Annotated in this window: 12 protein-coding genes; 9 read left to right on the top strand and 3 right to left on the bottom strand. The window is 59.9% G+C overall.

The genetic code is table 11. From position 1 onward, the window contains the following. Nucleotides 1-22: 22 nt before the first annotated feature. Nucleotides 23-700 carry a dual specificity protein phosphatase family protein gene (locus ABDX87_RS13565; RefSeq protein ID WP_431061254.1) on the bottom strand — a complete coding sequence of 226 codons (678 nt, stop codon included), beginning with the start codon at nucleotides 698-700 and terminating at the stop codon, nucleotides 23-25. Between the two features lie 203 nt (nucleotides 701-903). Between ABDX87_RS13565 and ABDX87_RS13560 the strand changes: the two genes are divergently transcribed. From ABDX87_RS13560 to ABDX87_RS13550, 3 genes are all read left to right on the top strand, one after another. Beyond that, entirely contained in the window at nucleotides 904-1,962 is a 1,059-nt protein-coding gene (locus tag ABDX87_RS13560) for a PA0069 family radical SAM protein (protein WP_346833285.1), read from the top strand. Nucleotides 1,963-2,316: 354 nt separating this feature from the next. Next, nucleotides 2,317-3,045, top strand: coding sequence for a carbonic anhydrase (locus tag ABDX87_RS13555; protein WP_346833284.1), 729 nt, complete (start codon nucleotides 2,317-2,319; stop codon nucleotides 3,043-3,045). A gap of 140 nt (nucleotides 3,046-3,185) precedes the next feature. Beyond that, a complete protein-coding gene (locus ABDX87_RS13550) occupies nucleotides 3,186-4,715 on the top strand; it encodes a SulP family inorganic anion transporter (RefSeq protein ID WP_346833283.1) in 1,530 nt (509 codons plus the stop codon). A 1,135-nt stretch (nucleotides 4,716-5,850) separates the two neighbouring features. Here ABDX87_RS13550 and ABDX87_RS13545 read toward each other — a convergent pair. Further along, nucleotides 5,851-6,501 carry a hypothetical protein gene (locus ABDX87_RS13545; protein WP_346833282.1) on the bottom strand — a complete coding sequence of 217 codons (651 nt, stop codon included), beginning with the start codon at nucleotides 6,499-6,501 and terminating at the stop codon, nucleotides 5,851-5,853. 419 nt (nucleotides 6,502-6,920) lie between these two features. Between ABDX87_RS13545 and coxB the strand changes: the two genes are divergently transcribed. From coxB to ABDX87_RS13525, 4 genes are all read left to right on the top strand, one after another. Continuing rightward, nucleotides 6,921-8,048, top strand: coding sequence for a cytochrome c oxidase subunit II (gene coxB / locus ABDX87_RS13540; protein WP_346833281.1), 1,128 nt, complete (start codon nucleotides 6,921-6,923; stop codon nucleotides 8,046-8,048). Nucleotides 8,049-8,226: 178 nt separating this feature from the next. After that, nucleotides 8,227-9,813 (top strand): cytochrome c oxidase subunit I, encoded by a 1,587-nt coding sequence (gene ctaD / locus ABDX87_RS13535; protein ID WP_346833280.1) that lies wholly within the window; start codon nucleotides 8,227-8,229, stop codon nucleotides 9,811-9,813. 14 nt (nucleotides 9,814-9,827) lie between these two features. Beyond that, nucleotides 9,828-10,391 (top strand): cytochrome c oxidase assembly protein, encoded by a 564-nt coding sequence (locus tag ABDX87_RS13530; RefSeq protein ID WP_346833279.1) that lies wholly within the window; start codon nucleotides 9,828-9,830, stop codon nucleotides 10,389-10,391. A gap of 27 nt (nucleotides 10,392-10,418) precedes the next feature. Then, the gene (locus tag ABDX87_RS13525; protein WP_346833278.1) at nucleotides 10,419-11,303 is read left to right on the top strand and encodes a cytochrome c oxidase subunit 3; all 885 of its coding nucleotides are present in this window, start codon (nucleotides 10,419-10,421) and stop codon (nucleotides 11,301-11,303) included. A 193-nt stretch (nucleotides 11,304-11,496) separates the two neighbouring features. Here the strand turns inward: ABDX87_RS13525 and ABDX87_RS13520 are convergent, their stop codons facing one another. Beyond that, entirely contained in the window at nucleotides 11,497-11,700 is a 204-nt protein-coding gene (locus tag ABDX87_RS13520; protein ID WP_074757527.1) for a twin transmembrane helix small protein, read from the bottom strand. 71 nt (nucleotides 11,701-11,771) lie between these two features. Here ABDX87_RS13520 and ABDX87_RS13515 point away from each other — a divergent pair, with 71 nt between their 5' ends. Continuing rightward, entirely contained in the window at nucleotides 11,772-12,548 is a 777-nt protein-coding gene (locus ABDX87_RS13515) for an SURF1 family protein (protein ID WP_346833277.1), read from the top strand. Next, nucleotides 12,514-13,107: a hypothetical protein gene (locus ABDX87_RS13510; protein WP_346833276.1), complete on the top strand. Its 594-nt coding sequence runs from the start codon at nucleotides 12,514-12,516 to the stop codon at nucleotides 13,105-13,107. Before ABDX87_RS13515 ends, ABDX87_RS13510 begins: the two co-directional genes overlap by 35 nt. The last annotated feature ends 8 nt before the right edge of the window (nucleotides 13,108-13,115 follow it).

Genomic DNA, 13,115 nt, shown 5'->3' with positions numbered 1-13,115 from the left:
TGACAGGGGGCGGCGTGTAACCTCACAACCGCCACAGAATGGTCTGCACCCCCACAACATCAGTCTTCTGAAACCAGCCTTTTATCGCGCAACGGGCAAATGCGCTGGTGCTGCACGCGCCGCTGTCCAGCGCTGTCTTCAGCGCATTTACATCGACCTTGTTGATGTAGTCGATGCCGTGTTTGAGGTTGTCTTCATCGCCATACCCGCCGTGCTCCATCTCATCGAGCGCTGCCTGTTTGCTCCAGTCCTGCACGACAATGCGATACATCGCCGCCACCAGACCCGTACGGTCCAGGCCGTGCTTGCAATGAATCAATACCGGTCCGTTTTGTTGGGCCTTCTGTATCGCGCGAAGACTTTCAATCATGTCGGCATCGTCGACGTGTACGGTTTGCAGCGGGATCTGTACTTGCGTGATCGATGGGTCCGACAGCCAGTTGCTGTCGCTCACCTTGATGAAGTTCACGACTGTATGCACCCCGAGGTGTTCGAGCAACGGCTGCGCAGCAGCGTCCGGTTGGCGGCTGCGGTACAGCGTCGGCGTGATGCGATAGAGGTTGTAGTGGGGATCGACCGGCTGCGCCCATTCGCTCGGACGCGTGGTTGGTGTGGGCAATGTCTCGTCGGCCTGAGCAATATCCAAAACAGAAAGCGCCAACAAGCAGGCAACCAATGGGGCAAGCAAGCGAATGCGCATCGAAAACACACCGTGCGAATGAAGGGTTAAAAGGTGCGGCGAGTCTCTGCCGTCCAGGGTCAAGACGATGTGAGGGCTGTGTAAAAACTTTGTGGAACGGGTAGCTGCCGCTCATCAGCGAACCGACCTTTCTGCGGCGCAAGCGTGGAGGGCGTCGAATTTCCGCTGTACTGTATGTATAAACAGTTATCGGGATTGATCGCATGTCCACTTCATTGCCCCCGCGCGGTCGCGGCACCGCCACCAATCCGCATAATCGTTTTGCGCCGAATCGATCAGTGGCCGAGGACGATGGCTGGTATCAGGAGGTCCCTGTCACTCAAGGCACCACCGTCACGCTGGAAACCGCCAAAAGCATCATTGCGCGTAATTCCTCGCCGGACATTCCTTTCGATCGGTCGATCAATCCTTACCGTGGTTGTGAGCACGGCTGTATCTACTGCTACGCGCGGCCCAGTCATGCCTACTGGGACATGTCGCCGGGGCTGGATTTCGAGACGAAGCTGATTGCCAAGACGAACGCTGCGGCGTTGCTTGAGCAGCAATTGTCCAAGCCGGGCTACAGTGTTGCGCCGATCACCCTGGGCGCGAACACCGACCCGTATCAGCCCATCGAGCGTGAGTACAAGATCACTCGCGCCACGCTGAAAGTGCTGCTGCGCTACCGTCATCCGGTGACGATCATCACCAAAGGTTCGTTGATTCTGCGCGATCTGGACCTGTTGGCGGAATTGGCAAAGCAACGCCTGGTATCGGTGTTCATCAGCCTGACGTCACTGGACGACGAGCTCAAACGCATTCTCGAACCGCGAGCGGCGGCGCCCAAGGCCCGATTGCGGGCCATCAGGGTGCTGCGCGACGCCGGTGTGCCCGTGGGCGTGCTCCTGGCCCCGATCATTCCCATGATCAACGACATGGAACTTGAAAAGCTGATGAGCGAGGCCAAGGCCGCCGGTGCCTTGAGTGCGAGCTACGTGATGCTGCGGCTGCCGCTGGAGGTCGCGCCGCTGTTCGAGGAGTGGTTGCAGGCGCACTATCCGCAACGGGCCGAGCACGTGATGAGCCTGGTCCGGCAGAGTCGTGGCGGTCAGGTGTACGACAGCCGCTTCGGTTCGCGAATGCGCGGCGAAGGAGTATTCGCAGAGCTGCTGGCACAGCGCTACAGTATTGCGGTGAAGAAACTGGGCCTGAACGCGCGAGACAGTTTCAAACTCGATTGCGAGGCGTTCTGTCCTCCGGGTGGGCAGATGTCGCTGTTGTGACTCGAGTGGCGTCTTAACTGTATTGCGGCTGATCTGTAGGCGCGTGGCTGTTTCTGGGCCGCATCCGGACGATCTGCCGCGAAGCGGTAGCACGACGGCTACCTTCGGAAGCGACCCCGAAGCAATCGCGGGACAAGCCACGCGCCTGCAGACTTGCCGAGATTAAGATTTTCTTAAGCAAGACCCGCGGTCTAGAGCGATGCATTCAGTTTCAATTAAGTTTGGGCCGTTAGGGTAACCGCAAGTGACCGGCTGGTCGCGTGCAAAGGGAATTGTCCGTAATGCCAGAAAAAAGTGGGTCGTCCACCGGGAAACACGGGAAAATCCACTTCAATCCGACAGTGAGGATCAGACATGAGTAACCAGGATAAGCCGCAGTCGGCCGCCTCGGCAGGCGCTTCGACTACAGAGTCCGCTGATGTAGCGCTGCAGCACATCGTTGATGGCTTCAAGCATTTCCGCCATGACGTTTTCCCGCAGCAGGAAGAGCTGTTCAAGAAACTCGCGACGGCACAGCATCCAAGAGCGATGTTCATTACCTGTGCCGATTCGCGCATCGTTCCTGAGCTCATTACCCAAAGCTCGCCGGGCGATCTTTTCGTGACGCGTAACGTGGGCAACGTCGTACCGCCTTACGGGCCGATGAACGGGGGCGTTTCAACCGCCATCGAGTACGCCGTGCTGGCGCTGGGTGTGCAGCACATCATCATTTGCGGACATTCCGATTGCGGCGCCATGCGTGCCGTACTCAACCCGGACACCCTGGAGAAGATGCCGACGGTAAAAGCCTGGCTGCGTCATGCCGAAGTCGCCAAGACCGTTGTGCAGGACAATTGCAGCTGCACGGGCGAGCACGAAACCATGCACGTGCTGACCGAAGAAAACGTTATCGCGCAATTGCGCCATTTGCAGACGCATCCTTCGGTGGCCTCGAAGATCGCCGCCGGGCAGTTGTTCATTCATGGCTGGGTGTACGACATCGAGACCAGTGAAATCCGGGCGTACGATGCCGAGCAAGGGACATTCCTGCCCCTCGACGGCGAACACTCCATTCCAATGGCGACGCCTCGAAAGCGCTATTGACGATCAGCGACTGATCACACCCAAGAGCCTGTGAATCCACTTCACAACTGACGGTTCGAACCTCATTCAAGCTCGTAGCGGCCGCGCTTTGCGCGTGCCGTCGGGCGTTGTCACGTCTGAAGATTTACCGGAGAGTCGTCATGGCTACTACTGATCTCAAATCCTTGTTACCACGGGAGCTGCTGGCTTCCGTGGTGGTGTTTCTGGTGGCCCTGCCACTGTGCATGGGTATCGCCATCGCCTCGGGCATGCCGCCAGCCAAAGGCCTGATCACCGGCATCATTGGCGGCCTGGTGGTCGGCTGGCTTGCGGGTTCGCCGTTGCAGGTCAGCGGTCCGGCGGCAGGTCTTGCGGTGTTGGTGTTCGAGCTGGTTCGTGAGCATGGGATGGCGATGCTCGGGCCGATTCTGCTGTTGGCCGGCGCCCTGCAACTGCTGGCGGGCCGCTTCAAGCTCGGTTGCTGGTTTCGCGTGACGGCGCCTGCGGTTGTCTACGGGATGCTCGCCGGGATTGGTGTTTTAATCGTGCTATCCCAAGCCCATGTGATGTTCGACAGCGGGCCCAAACCCTCCGGTCTGGATAACCTGATCGCCTTCCCGCAGACCCTGTTGGGCGCTGTCGGTCCGGGCAGCGGCATGCAAGCCGGTCTGCTCGGCCTGGGCACCATCGCTGTGATGTGGTTGTGGGAAAAGCGCCGGCCTCATGCACTGCGTTTTGTGCCAGGTGCGCTGCTGGGCGTGGGCATTGCCACGGCGGTGAGTCTGTTCATGAGTTTGCAGGTCAAGCGCGTGGAAGTGCCGGCCAACCTCGCTGAAGCCATCGACTGGCTGCGCCCTGCCGACCTGCTGAACCTGGCTGACCCTGCGATCCTGATCGCGGCCATCGCCGTGGCATTCATTGCCAGCGCCGAGACGCTGTTGTCCGCTGCTGCGGTGGATCGCATGCACGACGGCCAGCGTTCGGATTTCGATAAGGAACTCAGCGCTCAAGGTGTTGGCAATATGCTCTGCGGTCTGGTCGGCGCGCTGCCGATGACAGGCGTGATCGTGCGCAGCTCGGCCAACGTGCAAGCCGGTGCGAAAACGCGCCTCTCGGCGATGTTCCACGGCCTGTGGCTGCTGGCGTTCGTGTTGCTGCTGTCCAGCGTGCTGCAAAGCATTCCGGTGGCGAGTCTGGCGGGCGTGCTGGTGTACACCGGTTTCAAACTGGTGGACCTCAAGGCATTGCGGGGTCTGGGTCGTTATGGCCGGATGCCGATGTTCATCTACGGCGCGACAGCGTCGGCGATCATCCTGACGGATCTGTTGACCGGCGTGCTGATTGGCTTCGGACTGACACTGGTGAAGCTGGCGCTCAATGCATCCCGTCTGAAGATTAACCTCGTGGACCTGGAGGCCGAGGGAGAGATGGAGTTGCGTCTGAACGGCGCCGCGACGTTCCTCAAGGTTCCGGCGCTGACCCAGGCGCTGGGGGCGGTGCCGCCGGGCACAACGCTGCACGTACCGCTGAGTAACCTGAGTTACATCGACCATTCCTGTCTTGAGTTGCTGGAGGAATGGGGGCGCGCCAATGCCGCGCAAGGCTCGCGCTTATTGCTGGAACAGCGCTTGCTCAAGCGGCGCGTTGAAGGGCGGATCCGGACGTCGATTGGTGGCGCGGCGTTGCATTGATGTCAGAGTGAGGCAGCCCTCCACCATTCCCCGTGGGAGCGAGCTTGCTCGCGAAGCGACATGACAGCCGACAGATGGATGTCGACTGTATTGGCCTCTTCGCGAGCAAGCTCGCTCCCACAGGATTTGTGTCGGGCAACACCCACAGGGTTTGTGCCGGGCGGTATCCATCGCATCACGCGGTCTCTGTGGGAGCAATCCGAGGTTACGAGGGTCGCGAAGGGACCGGGGCAGTCAACACACCTCTGCCGGCCAAAAGACCGCATTCGCCACCGTCGTAACCTCCGGCAGCTCCCACAGGGTCTGTGCCGGATGCCTCCAAAGGTTCTGTGCCGGGCAGCCCCGAAAGGCTGGGTGTCGATGGCGAACACGCGGTCTCTGTGGGAGCAATCCGAGGTTACGAGGGGCGCGAAGGGGCCGGGGCAGTCAACACACCTCTGCCGGCCAAAAGACCGCATTCGCCACCGTCGTAACCTCCGGCAGCTCCCACAGGGTCTGTGCCGGATGCCTCCAAAGGTTCTGTGCCGGGCAGCCCCAAAAGGCTGGGTGTCGATGGCGAACACGCGGTCTCTGTAGGAGCAATCCGAGGTTACGAGGGTCGCGAAGGGGCCGGGGCAGTCAACACACCTCTGCCGGCCAAAAGACCGCATTCGCCACCGTCGTAACCTCCGGCAGCTCCCACAGGGTCGGTGCCGGATGCCTCCAAAGGTTCTGTGCCGGGCAGCCCCAACAGGCTGGGTGTCGATGGCGAACATGCGGTCTCTGTGGGAGCAATCCGAGGTTACGAGGGTCGCGAAGGGGCCGGGGCAGTCAACACACCTCTGCCGGCCGAAAACCGCATTCGCCACCGTCGTAACCTCCGGCAGCTCCCACAGGGTCTGTGCCGGATGCCTCCAAAGGTTCTGTGCCGGGCAGCCCCAAAAGGCTGGGTGTCGATGGCGAACACGCGGTCTCTGTGGGAGCAATCCGAGGTTACGAGGGTCGCGAAGGGGCCGGGGCAGTCAACACACCTCTGCCGGCCCAAAGACCGCATTCGCCACCGTCGTAACCTCCGGCAGCTCCCACAAGTTATACCGGGCAAGCTCCCACGGGAATCGCGTTGCGGCATCATGCCTGCGTTATGACCCCAACCCCGTCAATCTTTGGTGCATTCCATCTCAAGCCCTACCCCTAGCTGGCGAGACAGACTCGGCCAGCGCTTCCAGGCCGCTTCGGTGTCCGGGCTGGCGAGCTGGTCGCGGTAGGCTTCTACCGACTCCAGCGAGAAACTGTCCTCGTCCAGCAATTCATCGATGGCGTGATGCACCACTTCATCGAGCTGGTTGGCGAAGTCCTCACCGATCAACTGATGCGCGATGACGCTGGCGACGGTCGTGTTCACCGGGATCAGCGGCTGTCCGAAATGCACGATGTACAGGTCGTTGACCTCTTCCACCAGACGATGAGCGAGGTAGGCTTCGTCGAGCAGGCCATCCAGGCCTTCATGGCCGTCCATGATTGCTGGCGGTGCGCTGAAGAACTGCTCGGCGATTTTCAGCACGGGTTTGATCTGGCTGTCGATCCCGGCTTGCAGCGCCACGTCGTGGGCGGCGTCCAGCAAATCCGGAACCTGTTCGATATAAGCGATCACAAAACGCGCCAGTACACCTCTGGCATCGACATCGGGCAAATGGATGGCAGGGTGCAGATGGGGAAGTTGCGATTCGAGTTGGCGCAATAACTGACCGGTCTGGGTCTCGTGTTCCTGTGCTCGTGTGATCTGCTCGCGCAATGCGGCGGTGTTCATGGATGCTCCATAAGGCAATAAAACCAGGCGGTCATTATAGGGAAGTCATACGTTAGCTTGCTTATCAACGACGCTAAGACGTAATTGTCATAACCACTTCATGGTTATGTGCATCCGCTATTAAAAGGCCACTTTTCCCCGTTTTCTCTCGTTTTTTTTCAGTAAATGCGCGTGCGTATAGCTGGATTTTGCGGATTCTCCAGTGCATTGCGGACGGATTGCCCGTGTCTATACTCGGGTTTGTGATGAGTTGGCTGATGAAACTGGAATGTGACGCAGGCCTGGCCCCGGTCCTCTAGCTGCTTACTTGACCGCTCCCTCGCCCGCACAGGCACTTGTGACGACGCTGCGCTCGGCATCGTTTTCACCCCGCCTGAAATGACTGCTGGCTAATAAGAAGAACAAGAGGGGAACCCGCAATGATGCGACATCCACATGTCTGGATGGGCCTCCTGTTGTGGTCGATATTCGGTCAGGCGCATGCCGCCTGGACCACGAATATGGCACCTGGAGCGACCGAGGTAAGTCACGAGGTCTTTGACCTGCACATGACCATTTTCTGGATATGTGTGGTGATCGGGATCATCGTGTTCGGCGCGATGTTCTGGTCGATGATCGTTCATCGGCGCTCAACCGGGCAGGTTGCCGCCAAATTTCATGAAAGCACCACGGTGGAAATTCTCTGGACCGTCGTGCCTTTGTTGATTCTGGTCGTCATGGCAATCCCTGCGACCAAGACCCTGATCCAAATGTATGACAACACTGAATCGGGTCTGGATATCCAGATCACCGGTTACCAGTGGAAGTGGCAGTACAAATACCTGGGTCAGGACGTCGAGTTCTTCAGCAACCTGGCCACTCCCGCCGATCAGATCCACAACAAGGAAGCCAAGGGCGAGCACTACCTGCTTGAGGTGGATCAGCCGTTGGTGGTGCCTGTGGGTGTGAAAATCCGCTTTCTGGTGACGGCCGCCGACGTTATCCACTCCTGGTGGGTGCCTGCGTTCGCGGTCAAGCGCGACGCCATTCCCGGTTTCGTCAATGAGGCCTGGACCCGGATCGAGAAACCCGGGATCTATCGCGGCCAGTGTTCGGAACTGTGCGGCAAGGATCACGGCTTCATGCCCATCGTGGTCGAGGCCAAGACCCAGGCCGATTACGACACCTGGCTAGCCGAGCGCAAGGCTGAATCCGCCAAACTCAAGGAGCTGACCAGCAAGGACTGGACGCTTGAAGAGCTGGTTGCCCAAGGCGACAAGGTCTATCACACCACCTGTGTGGCCTGTCACCAGGCCGAAGGTCAGGGCCTGCCACCGATGTTCCCGGCGCTCAAAGGCTCAAAAACCGTGTTGGGCCCGAAAGAAGAACACCTCGCCACCGTATTCAACGGCCGGCCGGGCACCGCGATGGCTGCGTTCGGCAAGCAACTATCGGAAGTCGATATCGCCGCCGTCGTGACCTACGAACGCAATGCGTGGGGCAACAACAAGGGCGACATGGTGACCCCGAAAGACGTGCTGGCGCTCAAACAGGCGGCCGCGAAATGAACGCAATAAAGCAAGCACGCCGGGAAACCTGTGGGAGCGAATTCATTCGCGAGAGGGCGGTACATCCGATACCTATTGATCGGCTGTACCACAGCATCGCGAGTGAATTCGCTCCCACAGGGGTGTGTATCTTCACCGGATTCAGAGCTTGGCGCGAGATTTGCGCAGGAGACAGGACATGAGTGCAGTGATTGACGACCATGGCCACGAGGGCCATGCGCATGGTCCGGCCAAGGGCCTGATGCGTTGGGTGCTGACCACCAACCACAAGGACATCGGCACGCTGTACCTGTGGTTCAGCTTCTGCATGTTCCTGCTCGGCGGCTCGTTTGCCATGGTGATCCGTGCCGAACTGTTCCAGCCCGGTTTGCAGATCGTGGAGCCAGCATTCTTTAACCAGATGACCACCATGCACGGGCTGGTGATGGTGTTCGGTGCAGTGATGCCGGCCTTCGTCGGGCTGGCCAACTGGATGATCCCGCTGATGATCGGCGCGCCGGACATGGCGTTGCCGCGCATGAACAACTTCAGTTTCTGGCTCCTCCCTGCGGCGTTCCTGCTGCTGGTGTCGACCCTGTTCACGCCGGGCGGCGGACCCAATTTTGGCTGGACCTTCTACGCCCCGCTCTCCACGACATACGCGCCGGAAAGCGTCACCTATTTCATCTTCGCCATTCACCTGATGGGGATCAGCTCGATCATGGGGGCGATCAACGTCATCGCCACCATCCTCAATCTGCGCGCGCCCGGCATGACCCTGATGAAAATGCCGCTGTTCGTCTGGACCTGGCTGATCACGGCGTTCCTGCTGATCGCGGTGATGCCGGTGCTCGCGGGGTGCGTGACCATGATGCTGATGGACATTCACTTCCACACCAGCTTCTTCAGCGCGGCGGGTGGCGGTGATCCGGTGTTGTTCCAGCATGTGTTCTGGTTCTTCGGGCACCCTGAGGTGTACATCATGATCCTGCCGGCATTCGGCGCGGTCAGTTCGATCATTCCGGCGTTTTCGCGCAAGCCGCTTTTTGGCTACACCTCGATGGTCTATGCCACGGCGAGCATCGCGTTCCTGTCGTTTATCGTCTGGGCGCACCACATGTTCGTGGTCGGCATCCCGCTGGTGGGCGAATTGTTCTTCATGTACGCGACCATGCTGATCGCCGTGCCGACCGGGGTGAAGGTGTTCAACTGGGTCAGCACCATGTGGCAAGGCGAACTCACGTTCGAGACGCCAATGCTGTTTGCCGTGGCTTTCGTGATCCTCTTCACCATCGGCGGGTTCTCCGGGCTGATGCTGGCCATCGCGCCGGCTGACTTCCAGTACCAGGACACCTATTTCGTCGTCGCGCATTTCCACTACGTGCTTGTACCGGGTGCGATCTTCGGCATCTTCGCGTCGGCCTATTACTGGCTGCCGAAATGGACCGGCCACATGTACGACGAAACCTTGGGCAAGCTGCATTTCTGGCTGTCCTTCATCGGCATGAACATGGCGTTCTTCCCGATGCACTTCGTCGGATTGGCGGGCATGCCGCGTCGGGTACCGGACTACAACCTGCAGTTCGCCGACTTCAACATGGTTTCTTCGATCGGCGCGTTTACGTTCGGCGCCACGCAGATCTTCTTCCTGTTCATCGTGATCAAGACCATCCGTGGCGGTCCGCCAGCACCGGCCAAACCTTGGGACGGCGCCGACGGGCTGGAGTGGACGGTGCCTTCGCCTGCGCCGTATCACACCTTCGTGACGCCGCCGGAAGTCAAATAAGAGAGCGACGTGAGATGAGCGATACACCGCGCCCGAACAAGCGACTCGTCACCCGCCTGCTGATATTGGTGGTGGCGATGTTCGCGTTCGGTTTCGCGCTGGTGCCGCTGTATGACGTGATGTGCAAGGCGCTGGGCATCAACGGCAAGACCGGGGATCAGTACACGCAGACCCAACAGGTCGATGACAGCCGTCAGGTGCGGGTGCAGTTTCTGGCCACCAACAATGCCGACATGACATGGGGTTTCTTTCCCAAGGCCCAAGAGCTGACGGTGCACCCTGGCGCGGTCAGCGAAATGCTCTTCGTGGCGCAGAACCCGACCGACAAGCCAATGACGGCGCAGGCAATCCCGAGCATCTCGCCCAGCACCGCTGCCGTGTATTTCCACAAGACCGAATGCTTCTGCTTCACCCAGCAAATGCTGCAACCGGGCGAGCGCATCGAGATGCCGGTGCGCTTCATCGTCGATCGCGACCTGCCCAAGGATGTGAAACACCTGACGCTCGCTTACACGCTGTTCGATATCACCGCTCGCATGCCGCCCGTTGTCCGCCCCGTTGCGGCATCGGGTGGTTAGGCCGATAAGGCCGAGGAGATTCAGAAGATGGCAACGCATGAGCATTACTACGTTCCGGCGCAGAGCAAATGGCCGATCATCGCCACAGTCGGCATGTTCATCACCATGTACGGCCTGGGCACCTGGTTCATCGACATGAAGGCGGGACGTGAATCCCACGGGCCGATCTTCTTCGCGATTGGCGGCCTGGTCGTGGCCTACATCATGTTTGGCTGGTTCGGCACGGTGATCAAGGAAGGCCGAGCGGGGTTGTACAGCGCACAGATGGACAGGTCGTTCCGTTGGGGTATGAGCTGGTTCATCTTTTCGGAAGTGATGTTTTTCGTGGCGTTCTTCGGCGCATTGTTCTACGTGCGCAACATTGCCGGGCCCGCGTTAGGTGGCGAAGGTCCGAAGGGCATTGCGCACATGCTGTGGCCGAACTTTCAGTACGTCTGGCCGCTGCTGCATACGCCTGATCCGAAACTGTTCCCGCCGCCCAAAGAGATCATCGACCCTTGGCATTTGCCGCTGATCAACACGGTGTTGCTGGTCAGCTCCAGCGTCACGGTGACCATCGCTCATCACGCATTGAAGAAAGGCCATCGGGGCGCGCTGAAACTCTGGCTGGCGCTGACCATCTTGCTGGGTCTCGCATTCTTGACGCTGCAAGCCATGGAGTACCACGAGGCCTACACCGAACTGGGCCTGACCTTGGGGTCGGGCATCTATGGCGCGACTTTCTTCATGCTCACGGGTTTTCACGGCGCCCACGTGACCATCGGCACGATCATCCTGTTTGTGATGTTGATGCGGATCCTGCGCGGGCATTTCGATGCCGAGCATCAGTTCGGTTTCGAAGCGGCGAGCTGGTATTGGCACTTTGTGGATGTGGTGTGGGTGGGCTTGTTCGTGTTCGTGTATGTCTTGTGAACGCCGGAAAGTTGGCCTTCACCCAGACCTGTAGGAGCGTGGCTTGTCCCGCGATCTGCCGCGAAGCGGCAGCGAATCCGGTAAACGCGGTCAGCCTGAGATACCGAGTGCGCAGGTTTTACGGCGGGTCGGTCGGACGCGACCCCGGCGCGATCGCGGGACAAGCCGCGCTCCTACAAGAGGACGGCGTTGATTACCAAGGCGTGTGATAAACCAGTTGCCCGCTGAAATACCCGTAGGCAATCAACGCCAGGGTAATGGCGGCGCAGGTCACCCGCACAGTGAGGGCTTTAACCAGGCGGGTGGATGACGCGTCGTCCTTGACCAGAAAGAACAGGCCGCTGAACAGGCTGATCACCGTGGCGATGAGCATAAAAACAATGGCCGCTTTGAGCATTTCGTCACTCCGGGAGCAAACGCTATGCAAAGGAGTATAGGTGGGGCGCTTCAGCAGGCGCGGGAAGCGTAATGAAGCGCTTTCGGCCCGGCATTGCGCCCACGCTGGTGGTGCTTCTGTTGCTGCCGGTGCTGATTTACCTGGGCTTCTGGCAGCTGGGACGCGGCGAAGAAAAACGCATCATGCTCGCCACCTACGCCGAGCGCCGCGCCGCGCCACCGATGTCGGCCGAGTTATTGCCCGCTACCGCCGATCCCGCGTATCGCCGGGTACAACTGCGTGGCAGCTTTGACGCCGAACACAGCCTGCTGCTGGACAACAGCACCCGTGATGGCAAGGCCGGCGTTGAGCTGATCCAGCCCTTCCACGACCAATTGAGCGGTGTGTGGCTGATGGTCAATCGCGGCTGGCTGCCTTGGCCTGATCGTCGCACGCCCCCCGTTTTCGAGACGCCCACGCAAGCGCTGAATCTGGACGCGTGGGTCTACGTCTCGCCCGGTGCGACCTTCCAGCTGCATCCCGACGCACAGAGCGGCAGTTGGCCAAAACTCGTCACGGCCATCGATCCCGCCAAGGTCTGGCCTGAGTTGAACCGCGAAGGCTTCGCCCATGAACTGCGCCTGGAAGCAGGGCCTGCGGCGTATCGCGCCGACTGGCCGGTGGTGGCGATGGGGCCTGAAAAACATCTGGGTTACGCCGTGCAATGGTTCGCCATGGCCACCGCGCTGGTCGGGCTTTATCTGTATCTGGGTTTCAACACGACCCGAACTGCCAGGCGCACAGACAAGCACAATAAAAAGAAGGAGAAACCGCATGGGAACAGCGATGAATCCAGCCAGCATGTCTGAAACCCGTCCGCCGAAGAACCGGCGTCGCGGTCGTCTTCAGCTGATTCTGGTGTTGCTCGTGGCACTCGGGCCGATGGTGCTCGCCACCACCATGTACAAGTTCAAATTCTGGGTGCCGGACAGCCGCAGCTTTCATGGCGAACTGATCGGCAATGGCGAAAGCCGCACGGAGCTGGGCGTGCAGTCCGACGAGAAGCGCTGGCAACTGCTGGTCACGGCGCCCGAGCAGTGCGACGCCGACTGCCAGCAACTGGTGTACCTGGCGCGGCAGATCCAGATCGGTTTGGGGCGAGATGCCTCACGGGCCAGCCACGCGCTGACCACAGCCCAGCCGCTGAACCCTGAATACGACGCCAGACTGACCCGCGAATACCCGCAGTTGCAGCGCTATCCGCTGGACCTCAAGCGCTATCACCGAATGGCGCCGGGCATAGAACTGCCGCAACTGTGGATCGTCGACCCGCACGGCAACCTGGTGTTGCGCTATGGCGCGGAGGTCAACGGCAAGGACCTGCTCAACGACCTGCGCCAATTGCTGAAACTGTCGAACATCGGATAAGGGGGTCA

Source organism: Pseudomonas abietaniphila (genome assembly GCF_039697315.1).
Classification (GTDB): domain Bacteria; phylum Pseudomonadota; class Gammaproteobacteria; order Pseudomonadales; family Pseudomonadaceae; genus Aquipseudomonas; species Aquipseudomonas abietaniphila_B.
The sequence above is the reverse complement of the archived record's forward strand: the minus strand, read 5'-3'. Positions and strand labels throughout refer to the sequence as shown.

Excerpts from the sequence above, each read along its gene's own strand:
- ABDX87_RS13565 (WP_431061254.1), bottom strand. The coding sequence starts at position 700 with ATGCGCATTCGCTTGCTTGCCCCATTGGTTGCCTGCTTGTTGGCGCTT.
- ABDX87_RS13560 (WP_346833285.1), top strand. The coding sequence starts at position 904 with ATGTCCACTTCATTGCCCCCGCGCGGTCGCGGCACCGCCACCAATCCG.
- ABDX87_RS13555 (WP_346833284.1), top strand. The coding sequence starts at position 2,317 with ATGAGTAACCAGGATAAGCCGCAGTCGGCCGCCTCGGCAGGCGCTTCG.
- ABDX87_RS13550 (WP_346833283.1), top strand. The coding sequence starts at position 3,186 with ATGGCTACTACTGATCTCAAATCCTTGTTACCACGGGAGCTGCTGGCT.
- ABDX87_RS13545 (WP_346833282.1), bottom strand. The coding sequence starts at position 6,501 with ATGAACACCGCCGCATTGCGCGAGCAGATCACACGAGCACAGGAACAC.
- coxB (WP_346833281.1), top strand. The coding sequence starts at position 6,921 with ATGATGCGACATCCACATGTCTGGATGGGCCTCCTGTTGTGGTCGATA.
- ctaD (WP_346833280.1), top strand. The coding sequence starts at position 8,227 with ATGAGTGCAGTGATTGACGACCATGGCCACGAGGGCCATGCGCATGGT.
- ABDX87_RS13530 (WP_346833279.1), top strand. The coding sequence starts at position 9,828 with ATGAGCGATACACCGCGCCCGAACAAGCGACTCGTCACCCGCCTGCTG.
- ABDX87_RS13525 (WP_346833278.1), top strand. The coding sequence starts at position 10,419 with ATGGCAACGCATGAGCATTACTACGTTCCGGCGCAGAGCAAATGGCCG.
- ABDX87_RS13520 (WP_074757527.1), bottom strand. The coding sequence starts at position 11,700 with ATGCTCAAAGCGGCCATTGTTTTTATGCTCATCGCCACGGTGATCAGC.
- ABDX87_RS13515 (WP_346833277.1), top strand. The coding sequence starts at position 11,772 with ATGAAGCGCTTTCGGCCCGGCATTGCGCCCACGCTGGTGGTGCTTCTG.
- ABDX87_RS13510 (WP_346833276.1), top strand. The coding sequence starts at position 12,514 with ATGGGAACAGCGATGAATCCAGCCAGCATGTCTGAAACCCGTCCGCCG.